The sequence below is a fragment of the Pedobacter sp. UYP30 genome, from assembly GCF_040547165.1.
Taxonomy (GTDB): domain Bacteria; phylum Bacteroidota; class Bacteroidia; order Sphingobacteriales; family Sphingobacteriaceae; genus Pedobacter.
Genome location: NZ_JBEPPD010000014.1, coordinates 56,131 through 78,782, shown reverse-complemented (window position 1 = coordinate 78,782; position 22,652 = coordinate 56,131). Strand labels below are relative to the sequence as shown.

The following is a 22,652-nucleotide window of genomic DNA, read 5'->3' as shown; positions in this document are numbered from 1 at the left end:
TTATGAGAGAAATATTTATTGCGATAAAAAGGTTTATCTCTTATCGCTTTAATCTTCATGAAGATAGCGCAGACGAGTCTGAAACCATTAAATCGATTGTAAAAAATGTCGAGTTTAGGGGAGCACATCTTTGGACGCTAATTTTCGCAATTTTTATTGCCTCGATAGGTTTAAACGTAAATTCTACAGCCGTAATAATAGGCGCCATGCTTATTTCGCCCTTAATGGGCCCGATTATGGGCGTAGGTTTGGGAATTGGAATTAACGATTTCGAATTGGTTAAAAAGGCCGCTAGAAATTTGGCGCTAGCAACTGCGATAGGAATTGGCGCTTCTGCACTGTATTTTTTCATTACCCCACTTCATGAGGCATCTTCAGAAATACTTTCTAGAACTTCTCCCTCCATTTGGGACGTTTTTATTGCAAGTTTCGGCGGGCTCGCCGGAATTGTCGCAGCCACCCGAAAGGAGAAAACGAGCACTGTAATACCCGGTGTGGCGATAGCCACCGCTTTAATGCCCCCGCTTTGTACCGCAGGATATGGGCTGGCGATGGGAAACGTATATTTTGTACTCGGCGCTTTATACCTATATTTTATAAACAGTATTTTTATTTGCGTAGCTACCTACCTGATTATTAGGTTCATGAAGTTTCGAAAAAAACACTTTGAAGATAAGGCTTACGAGCGGCAAGTAAAACACTATATCCTAATTGTTGTTGTGGTAACTATAGTTCCCAGCATTTTTTTGGCGGGAAGAATTGTTAATAAAAGTCTGTTCGAGAACAATGCACGGGCATTTATCAAAACGGAGCTTCATTATGCAAACAGCCAAGTTATCTCTAAAACCTTTAAATACAATCATGGTGCAAACGAAATAGACCTACTCCTCATTGGCAAACTACTTGATCAAAATCAATTAGACAGCCTGAAAAGGAAACTGCCAAAGTATGATTTGGCGCATACAAAATTAATCATCAGGCAGGGACTAGACGCAAAGAATAATTTAGACCTGTCGCAAATAAAAGCCAGTATTATCGAGGCTGTATCTGGAGACTCTTTAAACATTAACAAAAACCCCTCTGCAAATGCTAGCGAACCAATACCTGATCTTACAAAAGAGCTGAAAGCTTTATACCCGGACTTAGTTAATTTTAGCATAAACCAAGCTTACATAAAATACTTAGATACCAATAAAATAGATAGCATAACCATGGCAGTAGTTGCATTACCTGGCCCAATGTATCAATTAGAAAGAAATAAACTTAGAACTTGGCTTAAGGATAGGCTGGATGTGGACTCTGTTCGGCTAATTGTAACAAGAAGCAGAAAATAGAGCCAAAGAGAATAACATGGTTTTTTTTCAAAGAACAAGTAAATGTTATTTTTGTTTGTTAATTTGTTGGCAGATAAGTTGCTCTTACAATAACCTGAAACCATATATTTTATCAAATGAATTTTAACATAAACGATTCAACCAAACTTATAACCGACAAATTGTCTCTGTGGTTAAAAGAATTGATTAAACTTTTACCAAATATTTTATTGGCTGTCGTTGTCACCGTAATTGGCTTTTTTGTAGCAAAGTACATCCATAAACTTGCAACCAAACTGATAGGCAAACTTTCTAATAATCACACCCTCAATTCTCTCTTCTCATCGATTATATATATCTTTTTTTTGGGGATAGTTATATTTATTGCGCTGAGTATTTTACAATTAGACAAGGCAATAACCACCATACTTGGCGGGGCAGGTTTGCTTGGCTTAGCTTTTGCCTTCGCTTTTCAAGACATTGCCGCCAACTTTATGTCTGGCATTTTTATCTCTTTTCGCAGGCCGATCAGAATTGGGAATATTGTTAAAATTAAAGATTTTATGGGCAAAATAGAGTCTATAAATTTGCGAGATACCACCATTAGAACTTTTCAAGGACAGATGGTTATCATCCCAAACAAAGAAGTCTTCCAAAATCCGATAGAAAACTTTTCGATGCTGGGCAAAAGACGTTTTGATTTATCGGTAGGTGTATCTTACGGAGAAGATTTGGAGCGTGTAATGCAAATTACAATGGACGCCGTAAAAGACATTGAGGGCTTGGTAAAAGGGGAAAAAACCACCATGTTCTTTAATGAGTTTGCCGATAGCTCAATCAATTACACGATAAGATTTTGGGTAAATTCGCTAGAACAGCCAGAATATTTAAAAGTTGGCAGCGATGCGATTATTAAGATAAAGAAAGCTTATGATGCCAATGACATCATGATTCCGTACCCGATACGCACCTTAGATTTTGGGATTAAAGGCGGACAAACGTTGAGCGAAATGGAAGTTAATTTGCAACAGAAGAGCTAAAAGCTTCCTGATTAACAGCCATGCATGGCCGAATGGAAATTAAAAAAACCTTCGGAAATTTACTTTATAAACGAAACAGCGCCCAGAAAATAATCTGGGCGCTGCTTTCTTTTACAAGTTGACTTACGCCACTTTTAAATCAAAGAAACACTTCTAGTTACAAACGAAGTTAATTCTGCACCGGTTAACATACCTTGCGCCAACAATGCCAAATCTACCGCTTGCTTTACCAAAGTGCTTTGATCCGCTGGTTTGGCCTTTAAAATTTTGCCGATTAACGGGTGATTGCCATTAATGGCTACCTTGTAATTATCTGGCATTTGGCCATAAAAACCCATTCCACCACCACCCATGGCGGCCATGTCTTTCATTCTGCGCATAAACTCATCCATGGTAACCGTTACTGGCATTTCCTCGGGGTTTAATGCAACCACTTCTACCTGCATACCAGGCTTGGTAATGGCTTTCTCAAAAATCTCTGTCACTTCCTTTACCTGATTCTCAGAAAGCACATGCTCATTGTTTTCGTCTTTCTCTATCAACTTATCAGCTACGCTAGAATCTACACGTTTAATGGTAGTTTTCTCTAGCTTTTGCTCCAATTGGTTAATAAAATGGTTATCAATTGGCGAATCTAACACCAACACATCGTAGTTTTTCTTATGTGCCGATTGTATAAAAGCATCTTGCTTCTGCGCATCGTTGGTGTAAATGTAAACCACATTCCCATTTTTATCAGTTTGTAGCTCTTTAACTTTTTCATGATACTCTGGAAGCGTAAGAAGCTTGCCTTCCGTATTTCCCAACAAAGCAAAATCTTTTGCCTTGTCATAAAACTTTTCCTCGCTTATCATACCATATTTAACAAAAAGGCCAATATCTTTCCATTTGTCTTCAAATGCTGTACGGTCTTTGTTAAACAACTCTTGCAGTTTATCTGCTACTTTTTTGGTGATGTAATTGTTAATTTTCTTTACGTTCCCATCTGCTTGAAGAAAACTACGAGAAACATTTAATGGAATATCTGGAGAATCTATTACGCCATGCAACAACATCAAAAATTCAGGAACGATGTCTTTAACTTCATCAGTAATGAAAACCTGACGCGAATACAATTTTATTTTGTTGCGCTGTACCTCAAAATCGTTTTTCAACTTCGGAAAATACAGTACGCCGGTAAGGTTAAATGGATAATCTACGTTAAGGTGGATCCAAAAAAGTGGTTCCTCTGTAAAGGGATATAACTCTCTGTAAAAGCTTAGATAATCTTCATCTTTTAACTCAGACGGTGCTTTTGTCCAGATTGGATTGGTCGTGTTAATGATGTTATCAACAGTTACATCTATGTATTTTTTCTTGCCTTCGACATCTTCTCCATCTTCTTCAGAATTGGTTTTGGTTCCGAATTTTATAGGAATAGGCAAGAATTTTGCATACTTATCTAAAATTTCTTGGAGTTTCTGTTCTTCTAAAAATTCTTCAGAATCTTTGTTAATGTGAAGCACAATATCCGTTCCGCGGGTGGTTCTTATTCCCTCAGAAATCTCGAACTCTGTACTTCCATCACACACCCATTTTGCAGGTTCTGCACCTTCTTGGTAAGATAGCGTGTTTATTTCTACAAGGTCTGCAACCATAAAGGCAGAATAGAAACCCAATCCAAATTTACCGATAATTTCGTTAGCGTCTTTTGCATCCTTAAATTTCTCTACAAATTCGCTAGCTCCAGAAAAGGCAACTTGGTTGATGTATTTCTTAATTTCTTCGGCAGTCATCCCCAAACCATTGTCGCTAACGGTAATGGTTTTCTTATCTTTATCTACAGCAACCTCTACTAATAGCTGGCCAACTTCTCCGTTATATTGCCCTAAAGCACCTAACCTTTTAATTTTCTGAACGGCATCTACTGCATTAGAAACGAGCTCGCGCAGAAAAATCTCATTATCAGAATATAAAAACTTCTTTATGATCGGAAAAATATTCTCTGTATGGATGGAGATATTCCCCTTTTCTTGTATACTCATAGTTTAATAATTTTTAAACTATGCATAACAAGGGCTGTTCCAAAACAATTTTTTGCCAAATTGACAGACTAGTTTAGCTTAAAACTGTTTTCATTTTCTTGCTTTGATAAAATAGCTGCTAATTTTTCCAATAACACATCCATTTGGAAGGGCTTAGAAAGAAAATCATCTTGCCCGTATTGCAATGACGCTATCTCATCGGCTTGGTACAAACCAGAAATTAAAAGAATTGGAATGTACGAGGTATCTTCTGAAGCTTTTAACTGCTCACATAGCAAACGCCCATCTATATGGCCTAGAGATATATCCAACAGAATTAAATCTGGCTCGAAAAACTCTATTCTTTCAAAAATTTCTTCTCCATTATCTAAACCGGATACTTCAAATCCTCCGAGTTCCAAAATTAATTCTAGAGTTTCCAAAACCTCTTGATCGTCGTCTACAACTAATATTTTTTTCATACTATGTTTATTTGCGTGTAGTGATAACACTCAATTTTGCATTGTGTTTAAAATGATTTCTTATTTAATTTAATCCCTTTTTACCACCGTCCAACACACCTTCTTGTTTTAGTATAAAACTAAAAAGTTCTTGTATGGGCTTGTGCAATATTTTGCCAACCGTTATGCCATTAGTTTCTAGAACCTCTTTTAAGGCTGCATGATAATAGTGCGCAATGGAACCTACAAAATGACAGGGATTGTGCTGATAATTTGGATAATCCTTAATATTGACATCTACAAACTCTTGAAAACCTTCTTTCAAAGTCTCTTGGATATAGGGATGGGACAAATTCTCAGCCATAAATCTACTAAAATTGGCCAAATAAATGTTAGGAAACGGTTGTTGGTAAACGTGGGTAATTACTTCTTCTTTTTTTGCGCCATAAACATCACGAAAGCTTTTTCTTAGGTCTTTTGGCATTTTTTTACAGAAATAACCAAGCAATACTGCTTTTCCAAAAAAAGTTCCAGAGCCTTCGTCGCCCAGCACATAACCAAGGCCGTGCACACCTTCATGAATTTTTTTTCCATCGAAATAGCAGACATTACTGCCAGTACCCAATATGCTTACCAAACCTTCTTCTTTACCACAGGTGGCATACACAGAACCAAGTAGATCGTGCTCTACAGAAATATAGGCATTTTTAAAAACAGCCGACAGGCCGTTAGAGACTACCTCATGCTTATCTGGCGAAGAACAACCCGCACCAAAAAAATAAATTTCTTTAACCGATAGCGCCCAGTTTAAGAGCTCGGCATTTTGAGAAATATGCATGCTGATCCCTGCCTCATTCAAAAAATAGGGATTTATGCCAATGGTACTAAATTCAAAAGTCTTACCATCTTCATATCCCATCCAATCGGTTTTAGACGACCCACTATCTGCCACAAGAATCATGGCGATAAATATAAAAATTAAATGGATAAATTCTTGGTAATTATTTTCATTCAACTAATATTCTCTTTTTTTGCAGATTGGCCTTCAAACACAAGGTTGTGTTAACAATCAATCTTTCTATCCGTACTTTTATCAAAATCGGGGCTAATGGGAATTTAATATTTTCCTTAACTATATTTGGGCGTTTTAACACGCTTTCCACTATATTTTTTTCGGCTCGAAAAAAGCCAAAAAAAGATGCCGTTCCTATCGTTAACGCGCATAGTTAATTCCCTTTTTTTATCTAAATAGGCATTAACCCATATTTTTCAATAAAAAGTCGACAATAACCATAAATTTGTGGGTAAATCAAAAAGATATGGTAAAAAGAACGACAACTTTAAGTGCAGTATTTATTTTATTTGGAATTATGACGACAAAAGCACAGGTGAACATAGGTTTTGAGGTTTCATTTAAAGAACCTCAGGCACATTACGCAGAGGTTAAAATGAATATTTCTGGCTTGGTTAAGGATTATGTAGATGTAAAGATGCCTGTTTGGACTCCAGGTTCTTACCTAATTAGGGAATTTGAAAAAAGCGTAGAAGCGTTTGGCGCAACTTCATCGGGCAAAGCCCTTAAAGTTGAGAAAGTAAGAAAAAATATATGGCGAATTTTCTCTGAAAAAGCAAAAGACATACGGATAAATTATAGAGTTTATGCTTTCGAAATATCGGTTAGAACCCCATTTATAGATGAATCTCATGCATTTCTATCACCTACGGGCATTTTTATGTATCCTGATGGGTTCATTAAATCGCCAAGTACCGTAACCATTGTCCCTTATAAAACCTGGACTAAAGTTTCTACAGGTTTAAGCCCTGTTGAGGGGAAAGCCTTCACTTATACAGCCCCAAATTTCGATCTTCTTTTCGATAGTCCGATAGAGGTTGGAAAACAAGATATTTTTGAGTTTAGCGCCGCGGGCGTAAGACACGAAGTTGCCATGTATGGCGGCGGCAACTACGACAAGGAAAAACTAAAAGTAGATATGGCCAAAATTGTTGAGCAAGAAACAGCAGTTTATGGAGAAAACCCAAACGAACACTATGTTTTTATCGTGCACAATTCCGCCAGTGGTGGCGGAGGTTTAGAACACCTAAATTCTACTACTTTAGGTGCTAGTAGAATGGGCTACGCATCAGAAAAGGGATACAAATCTTTTCTTGGATTGGTAGCGCACGAATATCATCACCTTTGGAATGTTAAAAGACTTCGTCCGATAGCCCTTGGGCCATTTGATTATGACAGGGAAAATTACACGACAGATTTATGGATTGCCGAAGGATTTACATCCTACTATGAAAACAAATACATGCTACGTGCGGGCTTTACCACTAATGATGAATTTTTGAATGCATTAATAGGAGGCGTCGCCACCGTAAAAAATACCATAGGCTCAAAATATCAATCGGCCGCAGCTGCAAGTTACGATGCATGGATTATTGGTTACAGACCAAATGAAAATTCGAAAAACAATTCAATCTCATACTATGGTAAGGGCGAAGTGATTGGCATTTTGATGGATTTAGAGATTATTCATGCAACAAAGGGTAAAAAAAGTTTAGATGATGTAATGAAAGCCATGTACCTAAAATGCAAGAAATTAAATCGTGGCTATACCGATGCAGAATTTAAGGCCATGGTAGAAAAAATATCTGGAGAGAGCTTTACAGGTTTTTGGGCCAAATATGTTAACGGCGTAGACGAGGTAGATTACAATAAATATTTTGGCTATGCTGGCGTAACCATTTCTTCTGAAAATATAGCACCGGGCAAACCCTACACAGGCATAGCTGCCACGTTAGGCAATAGCGCAATTACTGTTAGCGGTGTAGACAGAGATTCGCCTGCTTGGTTGTCGGGGCTTAACGTAAATGACGAGATTTCTAAAATTAATGGCTTAAGTTTACAAGAAGTATTCGAAAAAGTAAAATTATCAAGCCCAAGAATAGATTTAGATACCATTCCAATTGTAGCAAATAAAGCTATAGGCGACAAAATGTCCATCGCCATAAGTAGAGATGGGATTGAAAAAACTTTTGAGCTAAAATTACAGGAAAATCCAAAGGCGCGATTAAAAGCGGGCATTGATCCAAAAGCAACTGCGGCACAGAAAGCTGTTTTTGCAAAGTGGACGGAAAAGTAAAACGCTCTACGTTTTGAGATTTGAGATGGGAGATTTGAGATGGGAGAGAATGCACGTTGCACTTGTAAAATCTCAACAAATAATTTTTTTAAAAATAAAGCCCTTGAAAACATGTTTTCAAGGGCTTTATTTTTTGCTTTCGGTGGCTGTTTAAAAAGTAAAGCGAACACCTAAACCAACGTCTCCGCTATAAAAATCCGTATCTGGTGTTATTTGTAGAGTAGGAATCCAGTCTAAAGATAAATTAATTGGAGCATCTTTAAATTTATAATCTAAACCTAAAACACCATCTAAGGAAAGATAAACATCTCCTTTATAACCCTTAATCTTGTAAGACCCAAGTGATGCACCAGCACCATAAAACCAGTTTAGACCTTGTGCACCTTTAATTGGATTATAAACCTCATATAATCCTGTTAAGTTAACATATTTTGCACCTTTAGAGCTTCTAAAATTTCCAATGAGCTCTAACATTGCACCTTTGTTTAAAGCTGTTTTAAAACTAACCCCATTTGCAGCGCCAAAACGACCGCCGATGGCATTTTGATAATCTTGTGCTTTAACTTGTGTTGTACTTGCAGTAAATAAGGCTACGCAACCTAAAATAGTAAAAATTAATTTTTTCATAATGTTAAATTTAAGTTTCGACCTCAACAGCAACTTTTATGCCATAATATTGTCATGAACGCTGATAAATTATTCTCCAGTCAACATTGTCTGAAAAAACATCCTTTAGCTCACCACATCATATTCTGTCATAAAATATTCTAGACATATTTACATGTGGTCAAAATTCGCTATATTAACACCGCAATAAAAACCATTATGGATAAAAATGTAACGAGGGTTTTCGACCTATTGAAATACAGTTTAGATAAACCCAAAACAGAATTTGTGAGCGGAAAAGTTGCCGGAAAATGGGTAAATTACTCTACTGATTATTTTTGCAAGACCGTAGACAACCTATCACGCGGATTAGTTAAAATGGGTATAGGCAAAGGTGGCAGAGTTGCGGTTATGTCTCACAACAGGCCCGAATGGAACATTGCAGATTTTGCCGCCAACCAACTGGGCGCTTATCAAATTCCGTTATACCCTACCCTATCTGGCCATGATATTGAGTTTATTTTGCGGGATGCAGAAATCTCTATTATTTTTGTTTCGAGCGAGGAGTTGTACACCAAGCTGCAACCTTGTGTAGCAAAAGTAAATCCTGAAATTAAAATATTCACTTTCGATAGTTTCCAAAACGCAAACCACTGGAGCACGCTTTTGGAGGAGGGAGAAAAGTCCTCTGGAATTAATTTGGAAGAATATCACGCAGCAATAACCCCCGACGATTTATTGACCATTATATACACCTCTGGAACAACAGGAACGCCTAAAGGAGTGATGTTAACCCACAACAACCTAGTTTCTAATTTTAAAAACTCTGCTATCATCCTTCCCCCAAACCTTGAGAAGGGACTGAGTTTCTTACCCCTTTCGCACATTTTCGAACGGATGATTATTTATTTGTACATCTACGTGCGAATAGATGTTTACTATGCAGAAAGTATGGAAACCATTGTTGCAGATATACAGCATGTAAAACCACAGGTTTTTTCTACCGTACCTAGGTTGCTAGAAAAAGTTTACGATAAGATTTTAGAAAAGGGGAAAGAACTTAAAGGCTTGAAAAAGCAAATTTTCTTTTGGGCTTTAAAGCTTGCCGAAAACTTCGATTTAAATTCAAGTGCTTGGTATAACTTTAGACTTAACATTGCGAGAAAACTTGTATTTAAAAAATGGCAAGCTGCACTTGGCGGCAATATTGGCGTTATTATATCAGGTGGAGCAGCCTTAAATTCACGCTTAGCAAGAATATTTTGGGCCGCAGGAATGTCGGTATTCGAAGGCTATGGCCTTACCGAAACTTCTCCAGTGATTACCGTAAATCACCTTACCGGGATTATGTTTGGCACCGTGGGCGAACTGATAAAAGGTGCAGAACTGAAGATTGCTGAAGACGGCGAAATTCTAGTTCGGGGCGATAACGTGATGAAGGGTTACTACAACCGACCTGATTTAACTGCCAAAGAGATCGATGTGGAAGGCTGGTTTCATACCGGAGATATTGGAGAACTAATAGACGGTAGGTTTCTTAAAATAACCGATCGGAAAAAGGAAATGTTTAAAACGGCCGGAGGAAAATATGTTGCCCCGCAAATTCTCGAAAATAAATACAAAGAGTCTAGTTTTATAGAACAGATTATGGTACTTGGAGAAAACCGAAAATTTCCAAGTGCACTTATTGTTCCAAATTTTGGAATATTAAAAAAATGGGCTACAAAGCACAATTTAATCTATTCTAGCGAACTAGAGCTAATTAAAAACCCAAACGTTGAAACGAAAATACAAGAAGAAATAGATAGATTCGGAGCTGACTTTGGCAAGTGGGAAAGAGTTAAACGATTTGCGCTACTTGCCACAGAGTGGAGTATTGATGGTGGTGAACTTACCCCAAAGTTGAGTCTAAAAAGAAAAGTGATCAACGAAAAGAACGAAGTTTTAATTAACAAAATCTACACCGATGCAGAAAGCTTTAAGCCCCAACACTAAGTTTGTTTGGCATTGTATAAACTTTTACCTCATATTAATTCTTACCGGGTGTGCGGCGGGCCAATTAGGAAAAAACAATAGCGGCGAATTTAAGAATGGCATGGTTGTTTCTGCAAATGGTATTGCATCAAAAGTAGGCATATCCATTCTTAAAAAAGGTGGTAATGCGGTAGATGCTGCTGTGGCTGTACAATTTGCTCTAGCGGTGGTTTATCCTAATGCTGGCAATATTGGCGGCGGCGGTTTTATGGTTTATCGCGCTGCTTCTGGAGAAACCAACAGCTTAGATTTTAGAGAGAAAGCGCCATCGGCGGCAACTAGAGATATGTACCTCGACAGTCTCGGCAATCCTATTGTAGATAAAAGTTTACATGGACAAATTGCATCTGGAGTACCAGGATCTGTAGCGGGGATGGAAGCCGCCCATAAAAAATACGGAAAATTATCTTGGTCGGCCTTATTACAACCAGCTATAGATTTGGCCAAAAACGGTTTTCCCATCACCAAAAGGCAAGCATCACAATTAAATGCGAATCATCCACGGTTTATGCACTTTAATCCGGATGGAACAGCGCTAATTAAGCTTACAGGCCCGTGGCAAGAAAATGATTTGCTGGTGCAAACCCAACTTGCCAACACGCTAACATTTATTCAACAAAAGGGTAAATCAGGTTTTTATGAGGGCGCTGTGGCAGACTCCATTGTGGCTGAAATGAAAGCAGGAAACGGAATCATTACACACGAAGACTTGAAGAATTATCGAGCAATTTGGCGCAAACCTGTTACTGGTACTTTTAAAGGATACGATGTAATTACCATGCCGCCACCGTCAAGCGGTGGCATCGCTCTAATGCAGCTTCTAGAATCTGTAGAACCTTATCCGTTTAAGAAATGGGGACATAACGCTGATTCTACTTTTCAGGTAATGGTTGAGGCAGAACGGAGGGCTTATGCAGATAGGGCAACGCATTTGGGCGACGCCGATTTTTACAACGTTCCACAAACAGAACTCTTGAAACCAACGTACAACAAAGCTAGAATGGCAAGCTTCAGTTTCGATTCTGCAAGCACGAGCGCTTCCATTAAAGCTGGCGAAATTGATATTCCAGAACATTTGGAGACGACACATTTTTCTATAGTAGATCGCGCCGGCAACGCCGTGGCCATTACCACAACCCTAAATGCTTCTTTTGGATCTTTGATTGTGGTAAAAGGTGCAGGATTTTTGCTGAACGACGAAATGGACGACTTTTCTGTAAAAGCAGGTGCACCAAATATGTTTGGCTTAATTGGTGGTAAAGCAAATGAAATAGCAGCTAACAAAAGAATGCTTAGTTCTATGACACCAACCATTTTGGCAAAAGACGGAAAACTTTTTATGGTGGTTGGTACGCCGGGCGGCTCAACGATTATAACCTCTGTATTTCAAACCATTTTAAATGTGATAGATTTTGATATGACCATGCAACAAGCTGTAGACGCTAAAAGGTTTCACCACCAATGGTTACCGGATGAGGTAGATGTTGAGAAAACTGCGCTTGATAGTGTAAAAGTTAAAAAACTCGAGGAAAAAGGTTATAAAATCATCAAATCAGGCAACATTGGGCGAGTTGACGCCATTTTGAGAACACCACGGGGAAAATATTTGGGTGGCGCAGATTCAAGAGGTGACGATAAAGTGGCGGGGTATTAGCGCAAAGACTAAATTTGAGATGTGAGATATAAGATGTGAACCAAAAGAAAGGAGCAAAGATGAGAATTACCCCTTAAAGTTTTCATTACAATTATCCTTGGTTATTGTACCGTTATAGACGGCCGATGCAATTCTCAAAAAACGACCGTTTTTTGATAATGATTTTATAAGAACTACCGCTCGCTTTTTATTCTTTGGGTCACCATTTTTCCAAGTAGATATTCTTATCCGAACCTAACACCAGCCTCCAAATCAGTTTTTTAAAACGGCTGAAAAAATGTCTCAGTTTACTAGTAGCCTTAACAGCCAAACTGTTTTAGATGATAGTCGATATGGACAAGACATAGTTTCCCCCACTCGCTAGCAGAGAGTTTTCCAAAATATGAATGAGGCGTCCATTTTCCGAAATTAGTAGACATTGTAGCTTTTTCCAGAATCTCTAAAAACCTTTCTTTTTCAAATTCAAAATCACAATATGTATTTGACTTGATAGCCATACTTATAGGAAGCTGCAATCCTTTCGGCTGCTCGGAATAAAGACCTATGATCATCCACTTAATTATTGTTTTAGAAAGAAAGTTACTTTCATCGGGCAAAAAGTAATATCCTTGCCCGCTGCCCATGGATAGATTTATGTGAAGAAGCATCTGCGCTACGTCCATCTTACCCCATAAAGCAGGCTCCGATGGCCGAAGACTTGTAACTCTTCTTTTAAAATTGTGGTATGTATTGGTCGAATAAAAATCTCTACCCCTTACACGTTTTGCTATGAAAACCCTTGGAAAGTAGCGAATCATGGCCAAAAACGAATTCCAGAGTTCGATGGTAAAAAAAGATTTTCTTTGAATCATTGTAGTAAATTTATTATTGGATCCTACTAAATATGGATATAGTCGTCATGTTTGTACTCGCCAAAATTAAGGAGGATACATTCAGTAAGCATTCACATATGTTAACCAATAACTAAAAAAACAAATGGAGTATCCTAAATGCTGAATGACTTGATCAATTCAAGACAGGGAGTGCGACCATAAAAGGGAAAAAAAACTTTGAATATCTGCTAGCAGTTTTGCAAACAAAACAATAATGACGTTTAGGGTTTCATTCTTAAGAATCACGCATGGTTAATTTTCGGATCCGGCTCAAAGACTGGGGCGCTATCCCTAGATAAGTCGCGATATAGTAGCTTGAGAACATGTGAAATAGGTAAGGTTCTTCGTTTAGTAAGGATGAATATCTTTTCATCCATTGTTCTTATCCAGTTATCAAATGCTACAGAGAGCGATAGCATGAGATTAACATCTTTTTTTGAAAGCTGAATTGCGACAACCGTGGAAAGGGTCTTTATAGAAATTGCTGATATGTCTTCAGATAAGAAACTTTTATAATCGACAGCAAATACGTTCTGGATAAAATTATTGCACCCATTAAAGTGAAAAAACCATGTACTGGCCTTTCCATCCAATCCTGTCAAAAAGGAAATCGCCTTTCCGGAGAATATAAAATAAACATATTTACAAATTTGCCCCTGTCCTAATAGAAAGCTATCCTTAGGAATTACAACGACTTTAGAATGATCTATAATCAATTTTACGGTGTCCGACTCAAGCGAATGTTGAACGTGGAGATATTCTGCAAAGTTTTTAAAGATTTCTGTGTCGTCCATAACGTCAACTTTTCAACGCTTATAAATTGTACCTTCATCTTCTTTATTGCTATAGTCATTTGAGCAGTCCAGATACAGTTTGCAGACCTACTGCATTTTTATACCACTTGTTCGTTGGGCTATTGAATGACTACGGGGTACGATTACCTAAACTCTATTACAGCATTTTACTTTACTATTTACAGCTCTTTTGCATTCATATGTATAAATAGAAAATTGATCCATACGCCCACTTGTCTTTAGGTAAAATTCTGACAACCTCATCAAGGAAATAATGATTTATTTGTTCAAGAATAATCCTAGCATCGCCATAAGAAACATAAATGATGCCCAGACAATAAAAAAATCATAGAAAACTATTTTTTGAATCAATCCAAAGTTCGAAGCGGATAGAATAGAACCACAATCGACTGACCAACGAATACCTCATAGGAAAACCCTAAAAAAAAATGCGTAGAAATTGAAACGGAGATCCAAATAGCGTCTAATAAAAAGTAACCTACAACTAAGCGCAAAAGATATATTTTTTTTGGTGAAATGATTGCTGTAAATAAAATTGTCTTAGCTGCTATGACACTCTGATTCATCATCAATATAAGTGGCGTAAACTTCGGAAATTGGTTATCGTGCTGTAGGATAGAAAAAAACGCAAAAATGCATATCAAAATAAGATAAGTTGAATACGTACACAAGGAGGTCTGCATGTTTTTCATAGTCTACAATATGAGTCTGAGGAAGGTTTTTAAATCGACCCGACATTTTTTGTCATAGATGTTGAGCTTTCAAATAGGTAAAAGTTAACCCTAAATGCCATTTCTCTACATTGCCATTTATTTAAATGTTCGTATTTGAGCGAATTAATAATTACGTTTATCAAATAATATTGATTGTCGAGAGATAAAAATTCTCAGTTGAGAAAGGTTACCCTACCATCGGAAAAGCCTTGAATTCGAAAATGAAAAAATCAGCCACCTATATCCGGCTTTTGTCAATAGACAGGCTTCAGAAGCGTGGAAACTCCAATCCGATTCCATGCATTTATTGAAATTATCGCTAACATAATCTTACTTAAATATTCTTCACCCAATAGATTTAATGCCTTCGAATAAACCTCGGCTGAAACACCCATGGCTATTTGCGTAATTTGTTCTGTCAACGAAAGTATGGCTTTCTCTTCCTCGCTAAACAGATCTAGTTCCCGCCACTGCTGAAGTAGATATATGCGGTTTTCTGCTTCGCCTGTTGCTCTTGCAGCCTTTGTATGTACGTCGATGCAAAAGCTACACCCATTTAATTGCGAAGCCCGGATCTCAATTAGGTTAAGGTGAATGACTGAGATTCCAGATTTTTGGATGTAGTTTTTTACAGCTAATAATGAACGGTAACCCTCGGGATTAACCGAACCAATTTTGATTCTTTCTTGCATTTTAAAATTTATTAAGTTTTGTTAAATATTCATAATAGGTTGCATTAAACAATAATGCTCGTTTTTTTTACCGATAGTTCCTTAACTAGCGACTAGAATCGTAGTTCTTTCTTTTTTGAACTCAGAGAAATTTCTGCCCGATGTGGATTTAAAAAACTTACTGAAATGACCAGTATCGACAAATCCCAGATAATAGGCAATCTCTTTCATATTTCGATCAGAGGTTAATGCCAGTTTTTTTGCCTCATTTACAACCCTTCGTCTAATATGATTGCTCGCTGAACTACCAGTCGTTTTTTTGACAATTTCGTTTAAATAATTCGGGGAAATATATAGCTCCTGTGCATACCGTTCAACAGTCTTTTGTTCTCTAAATTTGTGTTCAACAAGTCTGCTAAAGTTCTGAAAGAGCTCAATGTTCCTCGTCTGCTGTACCGGAAAATGCTGTTGTCCAAGTTGCCTTGTGAGATAAATCAAAAATATTTTTAAATATCTGTTCAAAACTTCATTCTTAAATAGGTACGAATTGTTAAACTCGTTAATCATTTTTTCCACGATCTCACGCATGTCACCAAGGGTGTTCGACATTAACAAAACGCCATCTAACTTGCTAAAAATCTGAAATAAGTTATTTTGAAAAGCAAGATCAAATTCGCCGAAATTTAGAAATTTCTCTGCAAAAGAGATTTTATAGCCGAAAATGTTCTGTTGAGACTTGAAATGGTAAGACTTACCACCCTTCACGCAGAATACGTTATTTTCATTGAAGTTAAAATTCTGACTATCAACATAAAAGGTACCGCAACCTTTTGTGATCCAAACAATCTCAAAATAGTCGCTGCAACACTGCATAGAATTAATCAGGCCAAAAGGTTCCCGAGCCCTTTCCAGTGTATCGACATTGAATAAAAATTGTTTTGGCTGTTCTTGAAAAGTAACCTGAATTGGACTGTACTGTGATTTCATCTCAGTTTTGATTTAGTAGCCTTAGAAAATAAATATCTAACGACCGGTTCACAAAACTTTATTCCAATCACATACCAGTTAGGAAGACTATGTAATAATTGAGCTTGAAAAAAACACAACTAGCTCATAGATAACACATTAATTTAAAATGATATTATTCAGAAATCAATTGAACTGAATTCAACCTACTAAAGATTCGGAGTTTTTATTTACAACTCCGAAATTATCGTATAACTTTATGAGAAGTCTTCGCGCTTTATTCCAAGCTTGCTGATTCTTGACTCTAAGGTAGTTGGTTTCTCTTGAAGGATTTCTGCAGCTCCGTTTTTCCCTCTAATACGGCCATTCGTTTCTTTAAGGACAGCGGTAATATAATCTATTTCCGTTTTCCGCTGCATTTTTTTTATCTCTTCTATCGTTTTAACCGCAGTAAATTCTTCGGGCTCAGTCTTCTCAACTGCCTTAACTAGTTCTCTTGGCAGTGGCTGCCTTAGTGCTAGATCTGTTCCTGGAACATTTACAACTAGTGCTTGTTCAATAACATTTTCTAACTCCCGTATGTTGCCAGGCCAATGGTATGCTTTCAATTGTGAAAGCATTATTTCAGAAACGATTGGCACTGGTCTCTGGAATTTTGAGCAGAATTTTTTCACAAAAAAAACTGCTAATTCTTCAATATCTTCTTTGCGTTCCCTCAGCGATGGTAGGTAAATTGGAAAAACATTTAATCGGTAGTAAAGATCGAGCCTGAACCTGCCCTCTGCCATCTCATATTCCAGGTTACGATTTGTTGCTGCAATTACACGTACATCAATTTCAATTGGTTGTCTTCCACCTATCCGCTCTATTTCCCGCTCTTGCAATACCCTCAATAATTTTACCTGTAATTCTAGAGGCATTTCCCCAATTTCGTCCAAGAAAATGGTTCCACCTTCGGCCAGTTCAAACTTCCCGATTCTTTTATCTATAGCGCCAGTAAAAGCACCTTTTTCATGGCCGAAAAGTTCACTTTCGAACAATGTTGAAGGGAGCGCAGCACAATTTATCTTTATAAATTGCTTGTTCTTTCTAAGAGATAGTTGATGTATTGAATCTGCAATTCTTTCCTTCCCAGTACCGCTTTCCCCTAGTAAAAGGACAGAAGTATCCAGACAAGCTACTTGACATACTAAGTCCATAACATTCAATAAGGAAGAACTTTTCCCAATAATTCCTTTGAATAGCTCTTTCGATGGTTGATTTTTGCCGTAGGGGATTAGAGCGGTTACTTTAGCAGAAACTTCTTCATTCGAAATATCTGATAATATAAAAGTTAACGTACTCTGTAAACTTAACAACAAATCTAATTGGATTTGGTCAAAGCCATTGAATTTACGTCGAAATAGATTTAGCGAAAAAATGTCACCGTGAGAATCGTTAAAAGTTAATTCAAGGTTTGACGAAAAGCCGAACAATTTGGCAAACAATGCATTTATCGGATTTTTTTTAAGCATTTTTCGAAATTCATCGCCGTTTTGAAATGCCACATCCCCTGATGAAGATCCCGTACCTAACAAAGTTGTCAGGTGTGATAATTTCTCTCCAGACATTTCCACAAGTTCGTTGATACCGATGTATTGATAATCATCAAACCCAATTCTATGTTGTGCGAAAAAACTTAAATCGCCACTATCTTTATTTTTCAAAATTCCAGTAATACAATCGAAAGGAATGTACTTTTGTAATGCCCTTGCCATTAATGCCAGCCTGTCCCTCCGATTTTCTTTCCTTGATATGATATCAGTAAGATCTACTCGCATATCATGCTCTCGTCTCCATTTAGATTCAAAACTATGTTCATATCTATAAAATGCAATCTCTAGGGCAACCAATAGGTCTTTTTCGCGAAAAGGTTTTACCAAAAACCCAAAAGGTTCGGTCAACTTTGCTTTTTCTAGAATTGTCTGATTAGAATTTGCGGAGAGAAATACGAAAGGAATATTTTTTACCTTTAGTTCTTGTGCGAGGTCGATTCCGTTCTTTTCGCCCATTAGTTGGATATCCAAAAGAACAAGGCTTGGTTTTGTTGACTCAATTAATAGTTTTGCCTCCTTAAAGGAAGACGCGATCCCACAAACCTGGTAACCTGCCTGCTGTAGTGTAAGCTGCAAGTCGTCAGCCACAATAAATTCGTCTTCGACGATTAGGATCTTCTTTTCCATTTTTTTTCAATCTTGGTTTTTCCCACTTTAGATCAACGTATTGTAACTCATAAGAATGACTGCCAGAAGTTAGAGTTTTAGATTTAAGATCACTAGCAACATTGGCAGGACATCTTCTAGTTGCACGGCAATGTCATTAAAACTAGCAATCAGTCCAAATTAAGTACATTTCGCACATTTATACGTTTAAATATGATTTTAATGGATACACCCGGGTTACTATCAATTTTGTAGCTGCCATTAATTTGTTTCACCAACCCGCTGATTAACCTTAACCCCATGGATTTGATGTTACCTGAATCAAAATTTTGCTGCATTCCTTTTCCATCGTCATAGATATGGAGCGTCAATTCATCTTCTAAATTTTGCGTTATACTAATGCCAATCGTTCCAGAATCGGTTTCAGTAAATGCGTATTTGATCGAATTGGTAATCGCTTCATTTAAAATAAGTCCAATTGGAATGGCCTGCGAAATATCCAAGTCGATGTTGTCAACGGCAAAATTGAAAAAAAGCTTAGTTCCGGTAATAAAACTTGCATCTAAATAATCAATAAGTTCCCGGATATACTGCTTCAAATTTACAGTCGTAGAATTTTCTGATTGATATAGCCTCTGATGTATGAGTGACATTGCCTGCATTCGATGCTTGCTTTCGCCAATTGCCTCTTTGGCCTTTGCGTTGTCGAGATATTTTGATTGCGTGTTTAACAAACTAATAACAATTTGTAGGTTGTTTTTAACCCTGTGATGTATTTCTTTTACAAGCCACTCCTTCTCGACGACAAGTTTCTTTTGTGTATCCAGTCCTTCCAATAACTTTACATTCTGAGTATTTAATTCTGCTTGAATCTCTTTTAAGTAGAAATTGCTCCTACGTTTATTTCGATAACCATTATAGGCCATGCCAAACATAACAATAAGCATAGAAGCACCAACAAATGTCACATTACGTTGAAGCTCAGCATTTTTAACGTTTTCAGACTGTATTCTGGAGTCACTTTGCAATGTCTTAATATCTTTATCCCTAGCGACAGTCTCATATTTTATTTTAAACTCTTCTATCTGACTATTTTTAGTTACATTAAAAATAGAATCAATAATATTCTTATGGAGCTTATAGTAGTCGAGCGATTGTTTATAATGGTGCTCGGATTCCTCTACAATAGACAAACAAATGTATGTGTTACTCCGGTAAATTGGAGGTACTGGAGCAGAAGATTCTTTAAAAAAAGCAACCATATTATTTAAATATTTTTTCGCTTTTTCATATTGATGGCTATGCAAGTAAAAAGCCGAAATGGCATTATTGGTTACCAAATATAGATGTTCATATGTGGCCAAATCTAAACGCTTCGCTTCACTCAAGTCCTGATTCATCATTTTCAAAAAGTACATTTCAGCCTTGGTCTGATTGCCCATTTCGAAATAAGCATTTCCGAAAGCGCGGTAGATCTCTATGTTAGCCCCAACGTTATTAGAAGGACTGTGCTTTATGATCATCGAAATAACATCCAGCGCCTTTTTTTTATGGCCTAGCGCTATAAGAAAATTTATCAGCTCAGCATAATGATAATAGTTAAATTCTTTATCGATGGCAATCGATTTTTCGAGCCAAATCAAACCATCTTCTCTTTTGCCGATTACGGTGTAGATTTCGCCTAATTTAAAATAATAGGCTGATGTCGTGGCAGTATCGCCTGTTAACTCAACTTCTTTAATCGCTTCTAACCTAAAAAAAACTTCCATTGCATTATTTCCAATAAAATCATACATATTAGCCAATGCATCGTAAGCCAAATATGTTCTTTTATATTGTAAGTCTTTAAATCTTCCTAATATATCTTTGAGCTCCTTTTCTGCCACATTAAATTTTTTTTGATCAACGTGGGAGTTGGCAATATTCAGCATTACTGTATTAACCTGTATAGGATGCTTTAACGCTTTAAAGATTTCTAGTGCATTATTATAGCACACGAGCTTATGCGCGATTCCCACTTCATCAGACTGCGGAAATAGCACACCTTCTTTATTCCATATTTCGGCTTCGAACTGAGAATCTCCTACTCGTCGACAATTTAGTCTGCATTCTTGGAAATTTGACACGCCTCTTTCTACATCCCCTTTTTGAAAATAAGCTTCACCAGCAGCTAAAAGTGCCCTATTTTCAAACTTTAAACTTCCAAGCAATCTTGCTAATTTTAAAGCGCGAGAAATATATTTCATCGCACTATCTAGCTCCGCGTAACTTTGGTTTGGTTTATGAAGGTAATAGTCGCCCAGATCTAGTTGGCTTATTAATTCGGTGCTGTCAGACGGAATAGCGACAATCTTGTTTTGAATGGTTATTAAAGATTGACCCATCGCAGACACACACGCAAACAAACACGTAAACATTATAAATATCTTCAACATCGTTTTCGTTACTTTTTTGTCCGAGTTCCGTTTCTACCGATTCTCTACTATGAGATCTCAAAACCATAAATTCTAGTTCGCAAGTTCTAATATCTCTTCAATTTACTACTTAATTTTTCTTTTTTGGGTCGGATATTAAATTTATGTAATTACTCTAAAATTACAATATTTTTAGCGCAAAACATTTTTCTCTCAAGATCTCTTGACACCCTTTCGTGAGGTTGCGTTTATCATAGAAAGTCAGGTGAGTTATGAAATCCCTATGGTCGATAATATTTATCAAAAATGATTCTAGAAATCTCCAGCGCACATCACCTTTATAATTTGCATAAACGCATGCTCGCTAATAGCATTTAACTAGTATTTAAATTAACACTCAAAATAATGGGTTTTTAACAATTTAAAAAAGGCCTATTTCCTCGAATATGTTGTACAAATCCACTTTCTTGTCCATGTAGGAATTTTTCATATTATTATCGGTCACTCGATATGTACAACAAAATCTGTGATTCATCCATTGTAGAAAGCTAAAGTGGCATGCAACTTTGATCTTAATAAATCAATCCATAAAATAAATTTCCTAAACATGAAATCACTCAAACAATCAATAGCTACAGCTGCCTTAATTTTCGCAGCAATGCTTAATGCAAACGCTCAAACAACTGAGACTAAAGCGAGCCCAAAAGATTTAGTAGATGCACTTCACACTGCATTTGGAGACAATCACTCAAGAGCCGTTCATGCCAAGGGTATTATTCTACAAGGAACTTTTATCCCTAATCCCGCTGCTTCATCGATAACAAAAGCTCCCCATCTGCAAAAAAAGACTAGTAAAGTAACTATCAGATTTTCAGATTTCACCGGTATTCCTACAATACCAGATAATATCACAGACGCTAATCCTAGGGGCTTCGCCATCAAATTCTTCCTTCCAGACGGAAGCACAACTGACATTGTCGGACATAGTTTTGACGGTTTCCCAGCTTCAAATCCAGATGAATTTCAAAAGTTATTGCTTGCAATTGGAGCAAGCGGCCCGCAAGCTCCCAAACCAACACCGATTGAGGTATACCTGGATTCACACCCAATTGCCAAAACGTTCCTAACTTCCCAACATACGCCTGCTAGTTTTGCCACATTAACATATTTTGGGGTTAACGCGTTCAAATTTACCAATAAAGAGGGTAAATCCAGATTCGTAAGGTATCAGTTCATACCCCAAGCTGGTCTGCATTATCTAACGGCTTCTGAATTGAAAAGCAAAGGATCCAACTATCTAATGGAAGAGATCAAGTCTCGAGTGTCATCGGCACCAGTCAAATTTAACATGTATGCACAACTCTCTGAACCGGGCGATGATGTAGACGATCCGGCAGTTGCTTGGCCAAAAAACAGGAAAAAAATCCTTTTGGGGACAATTAGTATAGAGAAGGTTAGCGAGAACACAATGGAGGAAGATAAAAAATTATTTTTTATTCCGAATAACTTACCTGCTGGAATTGAAACACAGGATCCAATGCTAGATTTTCGATCAAAGGCTTATCCGATATCTGTTTCTCATAGACAATAGTGGAGCCAAAGCTCTTTGTCTAATTGAAGGGAAATAAAGCATTTCCCTTCAATTTTGATCTTGTAAATTTTTCAAGAAATATGCTCTTAAACAAAAATCTTAGCTTTTGTATAAACACATAATTCGAGAAATAAAGGCAAATTAATTTT

16 protein-coding genes are annotated in these 22,652 nt (G+C 37.2%); 6 read left to right on the top strand and 10 right to left on the bottom strand.

Going from position 1 to position 22,652, the window contains the following annotated elements:
• Nucleotides 1-2: 2 nt before the first annotated feature.
• Both ABIB40_RS15035 and ABIB40_RS15030 read left to right on the top strand, forming a co-directional pair.
• The gene (locus ABIB40_RS15035; protein ID WP_354360208.1) at nt 3-1,334 is read left to right on the top strand and encodes a TIGR00341 family protein; all 1,332 of its coding nucleotides are present in this window, start codon (nt 3-5) and stop codon (nt 1,332-1,334) included.
• Nucleotides 1,335-1,450: 116 nt separating this feature from the next.
• On the top strand, nt 1,451-2,353 hold the full coding sequence (locus ABIB40_RS15030) for a mechanosensitive ion channel family protein (protein ID WP_354360207.1): 903 nt from the start codon (nt 1,451-1,453) through the stop codon (nt 2,351-2,353).
• Nucleotides 2,354-2,487: 134 nt separating this feature from the next.
• On the opposite strand, the gene htpG is transcribed toward ABIB40_RS15030, so the two are convergent.
• The 3 genes from htpG to ABIB40_RS15015 form a co-directional block, all read right to left on the bottom strand.
• Nucleotides 2,488-4,377 (bottom strand): molecular chaperone HtpG, encoded by a 1,890-nt coding sequence (gene htpG / locus ABIB40_RS15025; RefSeq protein WP_354360206.1) that lies wholly within the window; start codon nt 4,375-4,377, stop codon nt 2,488-2,490.
• Between the two features lie 68 nt (nt 4,378-4,445).
• Entirely contained in the window at nt 4,446-4,838 is a 393-nt protein-coding gene (locus ABIB40_RS15020; RefSeq protein ID WP_354360205.1) for a response regulator transcription factor, read from the bottom strand.
• 64 nt (nt 4,839-4,902) lie between these two features.
• Nucleotides 4,903-5,832, bottom strand: a complete 930-nt coding sequence (locus tag ABIB40_RS15015; RefSeq protein WP_354360204.1) for an N-acetylglucosamine kinase — start codon at nt 5,830-5,832, stop codon at nt 4,903-4,905.
• A 304-nt stretch (nt 5,833-6,136) separates the two neighbouring features.
• Between ABIB40_RS15015 and ABIB40_RS15010 the strand changes: the two genes are divergently transcribed.
• Nucleotides 6,137-7,966, top strand: coding sequence for a M61 family metallopeptidase (locus ABIB40_RS15010; protein WP_354360203.1), 1,830 nt, complete (start codon nt 6,137-6,139; stop codon nt 7,964-7,966).
• Between the two features lie 150 nt (nt 7,967-8,116).
• On the opposite strand, the gene ABIB40_RS15005 is transcribed toward ABIB40_RS15010, so the two are convergent.
• Nucleotides 8,117-8,593, bottom strand: a complete 477-nt coding sequence (locus ABIB40_RS15005) for a hypothetical protein (RefSeq protein WP_354360202.1) — start codon at nt 8,591-8,593, stop codon at nt 8,117-8,119.
• Nucleotides 8,594-8,791: 198 nt separating this feature from the next.
• On the opposite strand from ABIB40_RS15005, the gene ABIB40_RS15000 reads away from it, so the two are divergent.
• Both ABIB40_RS15000 and ggt read left to right on the top strand, forming a co-directional pair.
• The gene (locus tag ABIB40_RS15000) at nt 8,792-10,567 is read left to right on the top strand and encodes an AMP-dependent synthetase/ligase (RefSeq protein ID WP_354360201.1); all 1,776 of its coding nucleotides are present in this window, start codon (nt 8,792-8,794) and stop codon (nt 10,565-10,567) included.
• Nucleotides 10,539-12,260: a gamma-glutamyltransferase gene (ggt, locus tag ABIB40_RS14995; protein ID WP_354360200.1), complete on the top strand. Its 1,722-nt coding sequence runs from the start codon at nt 10,539-10,541 to the stop codon at nt 12,258-12,260. The genes ABIB40_RS15000 and ggt overlap by 29 nt, the downstream gene beginning before the upstream one ends.
• A gap of 299 nt (nt 12,261-12,559) precedes the next feature.
• On the opposite strand, the gene ABIB40_RS14990 is transcribed toward ggt, so the two are convergent.
• The 6 genes from ABIB40_RS14990 to ABIB40_RS14965 all read right to left on the bottom strand — a co-directional run bounded on the left by ABIB40_RS14990 (nt 12,560) and on the right by ABIB40_RS14965 (nt 20,882).
• The gene (locus ABIB40_RS14990) at nt 12,560-13,111 is read right to left on the bottom strand and encodes a DUF1569 domain-containing protein (RefSeq protein ID WP_354360199.1); all 552 of its coding nucleotides are present in this window, start codon (nt 13,109-13,111) and stop codon (nt 12,560-12,562) included.
• Nucleotides 13,112-13,374: 263 nt separating this feature from the next.
• Entirely contained in the window at nt 13,375-13,926 is a 552-nt protein-coding gene (locus ABIB40_RS14985; protein WP_354360198.1) for a Crp/Fnr family transcriptional regulator, read from the bottom strand.
• A 988-nt stretch (nt 13,927-14,914) separates the two neighbouring features.
• Complete coding sequence (locus tag ABIB40_RS14980) at nt 14,915-15,352, bottom strand: carboxymuconolactone decarboxylase family protein (RefSeq protein WP_354360197.1); 438 nt, start codon at nt 15,350-15,352, stop codon at nt 14,915-14,917.
• 81 nt (nt 15,353-15,433) lie between these two features.
• Nucleotides 15,434-16,318, bottom strand: a complete 885-nt coding sequence (locus ABIB40_RS14975) for a helix-turn-helix domain-containing protein (protein WP_354360196.1) — start codon at nt 16,316-16,318, stop codon at nt 15,434-15,436.
• Nucleotides 16,319-16,554: 236 nt separating this feature from the next.
• A complete protein-coding gene (locus ABIB40_RS14970) occupies nt 16,555-18,519 on the bottom strand; it encodes a sigma 54-interacting transcriptional regulator (RefSeq protein ID WP_354360195.1) in 1,965 nt (654 codons plus the stop codon).
• A 149-nt stretch (nt 18,520-18,668) separates the two neighbouring features.
• The gene (locus ABIB40_RS14965) at nt 18,669-20,882 is read right to left on the bottom strand and encodes a tetratricopeptide repeat-containing sensor histidine kinase (protein WP_354360194.1); all 2,214 of its coding nucleotides are present in this window, start codon (nt 20,880-20,882) and stop codon (nt 18,669-18,671) included.
• A gap of 637 nt (nt 20,883-21,519) precedes the next feature.
• Between ABIB40_RS14965 and ABIB40_RS14960 the strand changes: the two genes are divergently transcribed.
• Entirely contained in the window at nt 21,520-22,503 is a 984-nt protein-coding gene (locus tag ABIB40_RS14960) for a catalase family peroxidase (protein ID WP_354360193.1), read from the top strand.
• The last annotated feature ends 149 nt before the right edge of the window (nt 22,504-22,652 follow it).

What these genes read in the sequence shown, in the direction of transcription:
- ABIB40_RS15020 (WP_354360205.1), bottom strand. Translation starts at nt 4,838, where the DNA reads ATGAAAAAAATATTAGTTGTAGACGACGATCAAGAGGTTTTGGAAACT.
- htpG (WP_354360206.1), bottom strand. Translation starts at nt 4,377, where the DNA reads ATGAGTATACAAGAAAAGGGGAATATCTCCATCCATACAGAGAATATT.
- ABIB40_RS14960 (WP_354360193.1), top strand. Translation starts at nt 21,520, where the DNA reads ATGAAATCACTCAAACAATCAATAGCTACAGCTGCCTTAATTTTCGCA.
- ABIB40_RS14985 (WP_354360198.1), bottom strand. Translation starts at nt 13,926, where the DNA reads ATGGACGACACAGAAATCTTTAAAAACTTTGCAGAATATCTCCACGTT.
- ABIB40_RS14975 (WP_354360196.1), bottom strand. Translation starts at nt 16,318, where the DNA reads ATGAAATCACAGTACAGTCCAATTCAGGTTACTTTTCAAGAACAGCCA.
- ABIB40_RS15010 (WP_354360203.1), top strand. Translation starts at nt 6,137, where the DNA reads ATGGTAAAAAGAACGACAACTTTAAGTGCAGTATTTATTTTATTTGGA.
- ABIB40_RS15000 (WP_354360201.1), top strand. Translation starts at nt 8,792, where the DNA reads ATGGATAAAAATGTAACGAGGGTTTTCGACCTATTGAAATACAGTTTA.
- ABIB40_RS15030 (WP_354360207.1), top strand. Translation starts at nt 1,451, where the DNA reads ATGAATTTTAACATAAACGATTCAACCAAACTTATAACCGACAAATTG.
- ABIB40_RS14970 (WP_354360195.1), bottom strand. Translation starts at nt 18,519, where the DNA reads ATGGAAAAGAAGATCCTAATCGTCGAAGACGAATTTATTGTGGCTGAC.
- ggt (WP_354360200.1), top strand. Translation starts at nt 10,539, where the DNA reads ATGCAGAAAGCTTTAAGCCCCAACACTAAGTTTGTTTGGCATTGTATA.
- ABIB40_RS15035 (WP_354360208.1), top strand. Translation starts at nt 3, where the DNA reads ATGAGAGAAATATTTATTGCGATAAAAAGGTTTATCTCTTATCGCTTT.
- ABIB40_RS15005 (WP_354360202.1), bottom strand. Translation starts at nt 8,593, where the DNA reads ATGAAAAAATTAATTTTTACTATTTTAGGTTGCGTAGCCTTATTTACT.
- ABIB40_RS14990 (WP_354360199.1), bottom strand. Translation starts at nt 13,111, where the DNA reads ATGATTCAAAGAAAATCTTTTTTTACCATCGAACTCTGGAATTCGTTT.
- ABIB40_RS14980 (WP_354360197.1), bottom strand. Translation starts at nt 15,352, where the DNA reads ATGCAAGAAAGAATCAAAATTGGTTCGGTTAATCCCGAGGGTTACCGT.
- ABIB40_RS14965 (WP_354360194.1), bottom strand. Translation starts at nt 20,882, where the DNA reads ATGGGTCAATCTTTAATAACCATTCAAAACAAGATTGTCGCTATTCCG.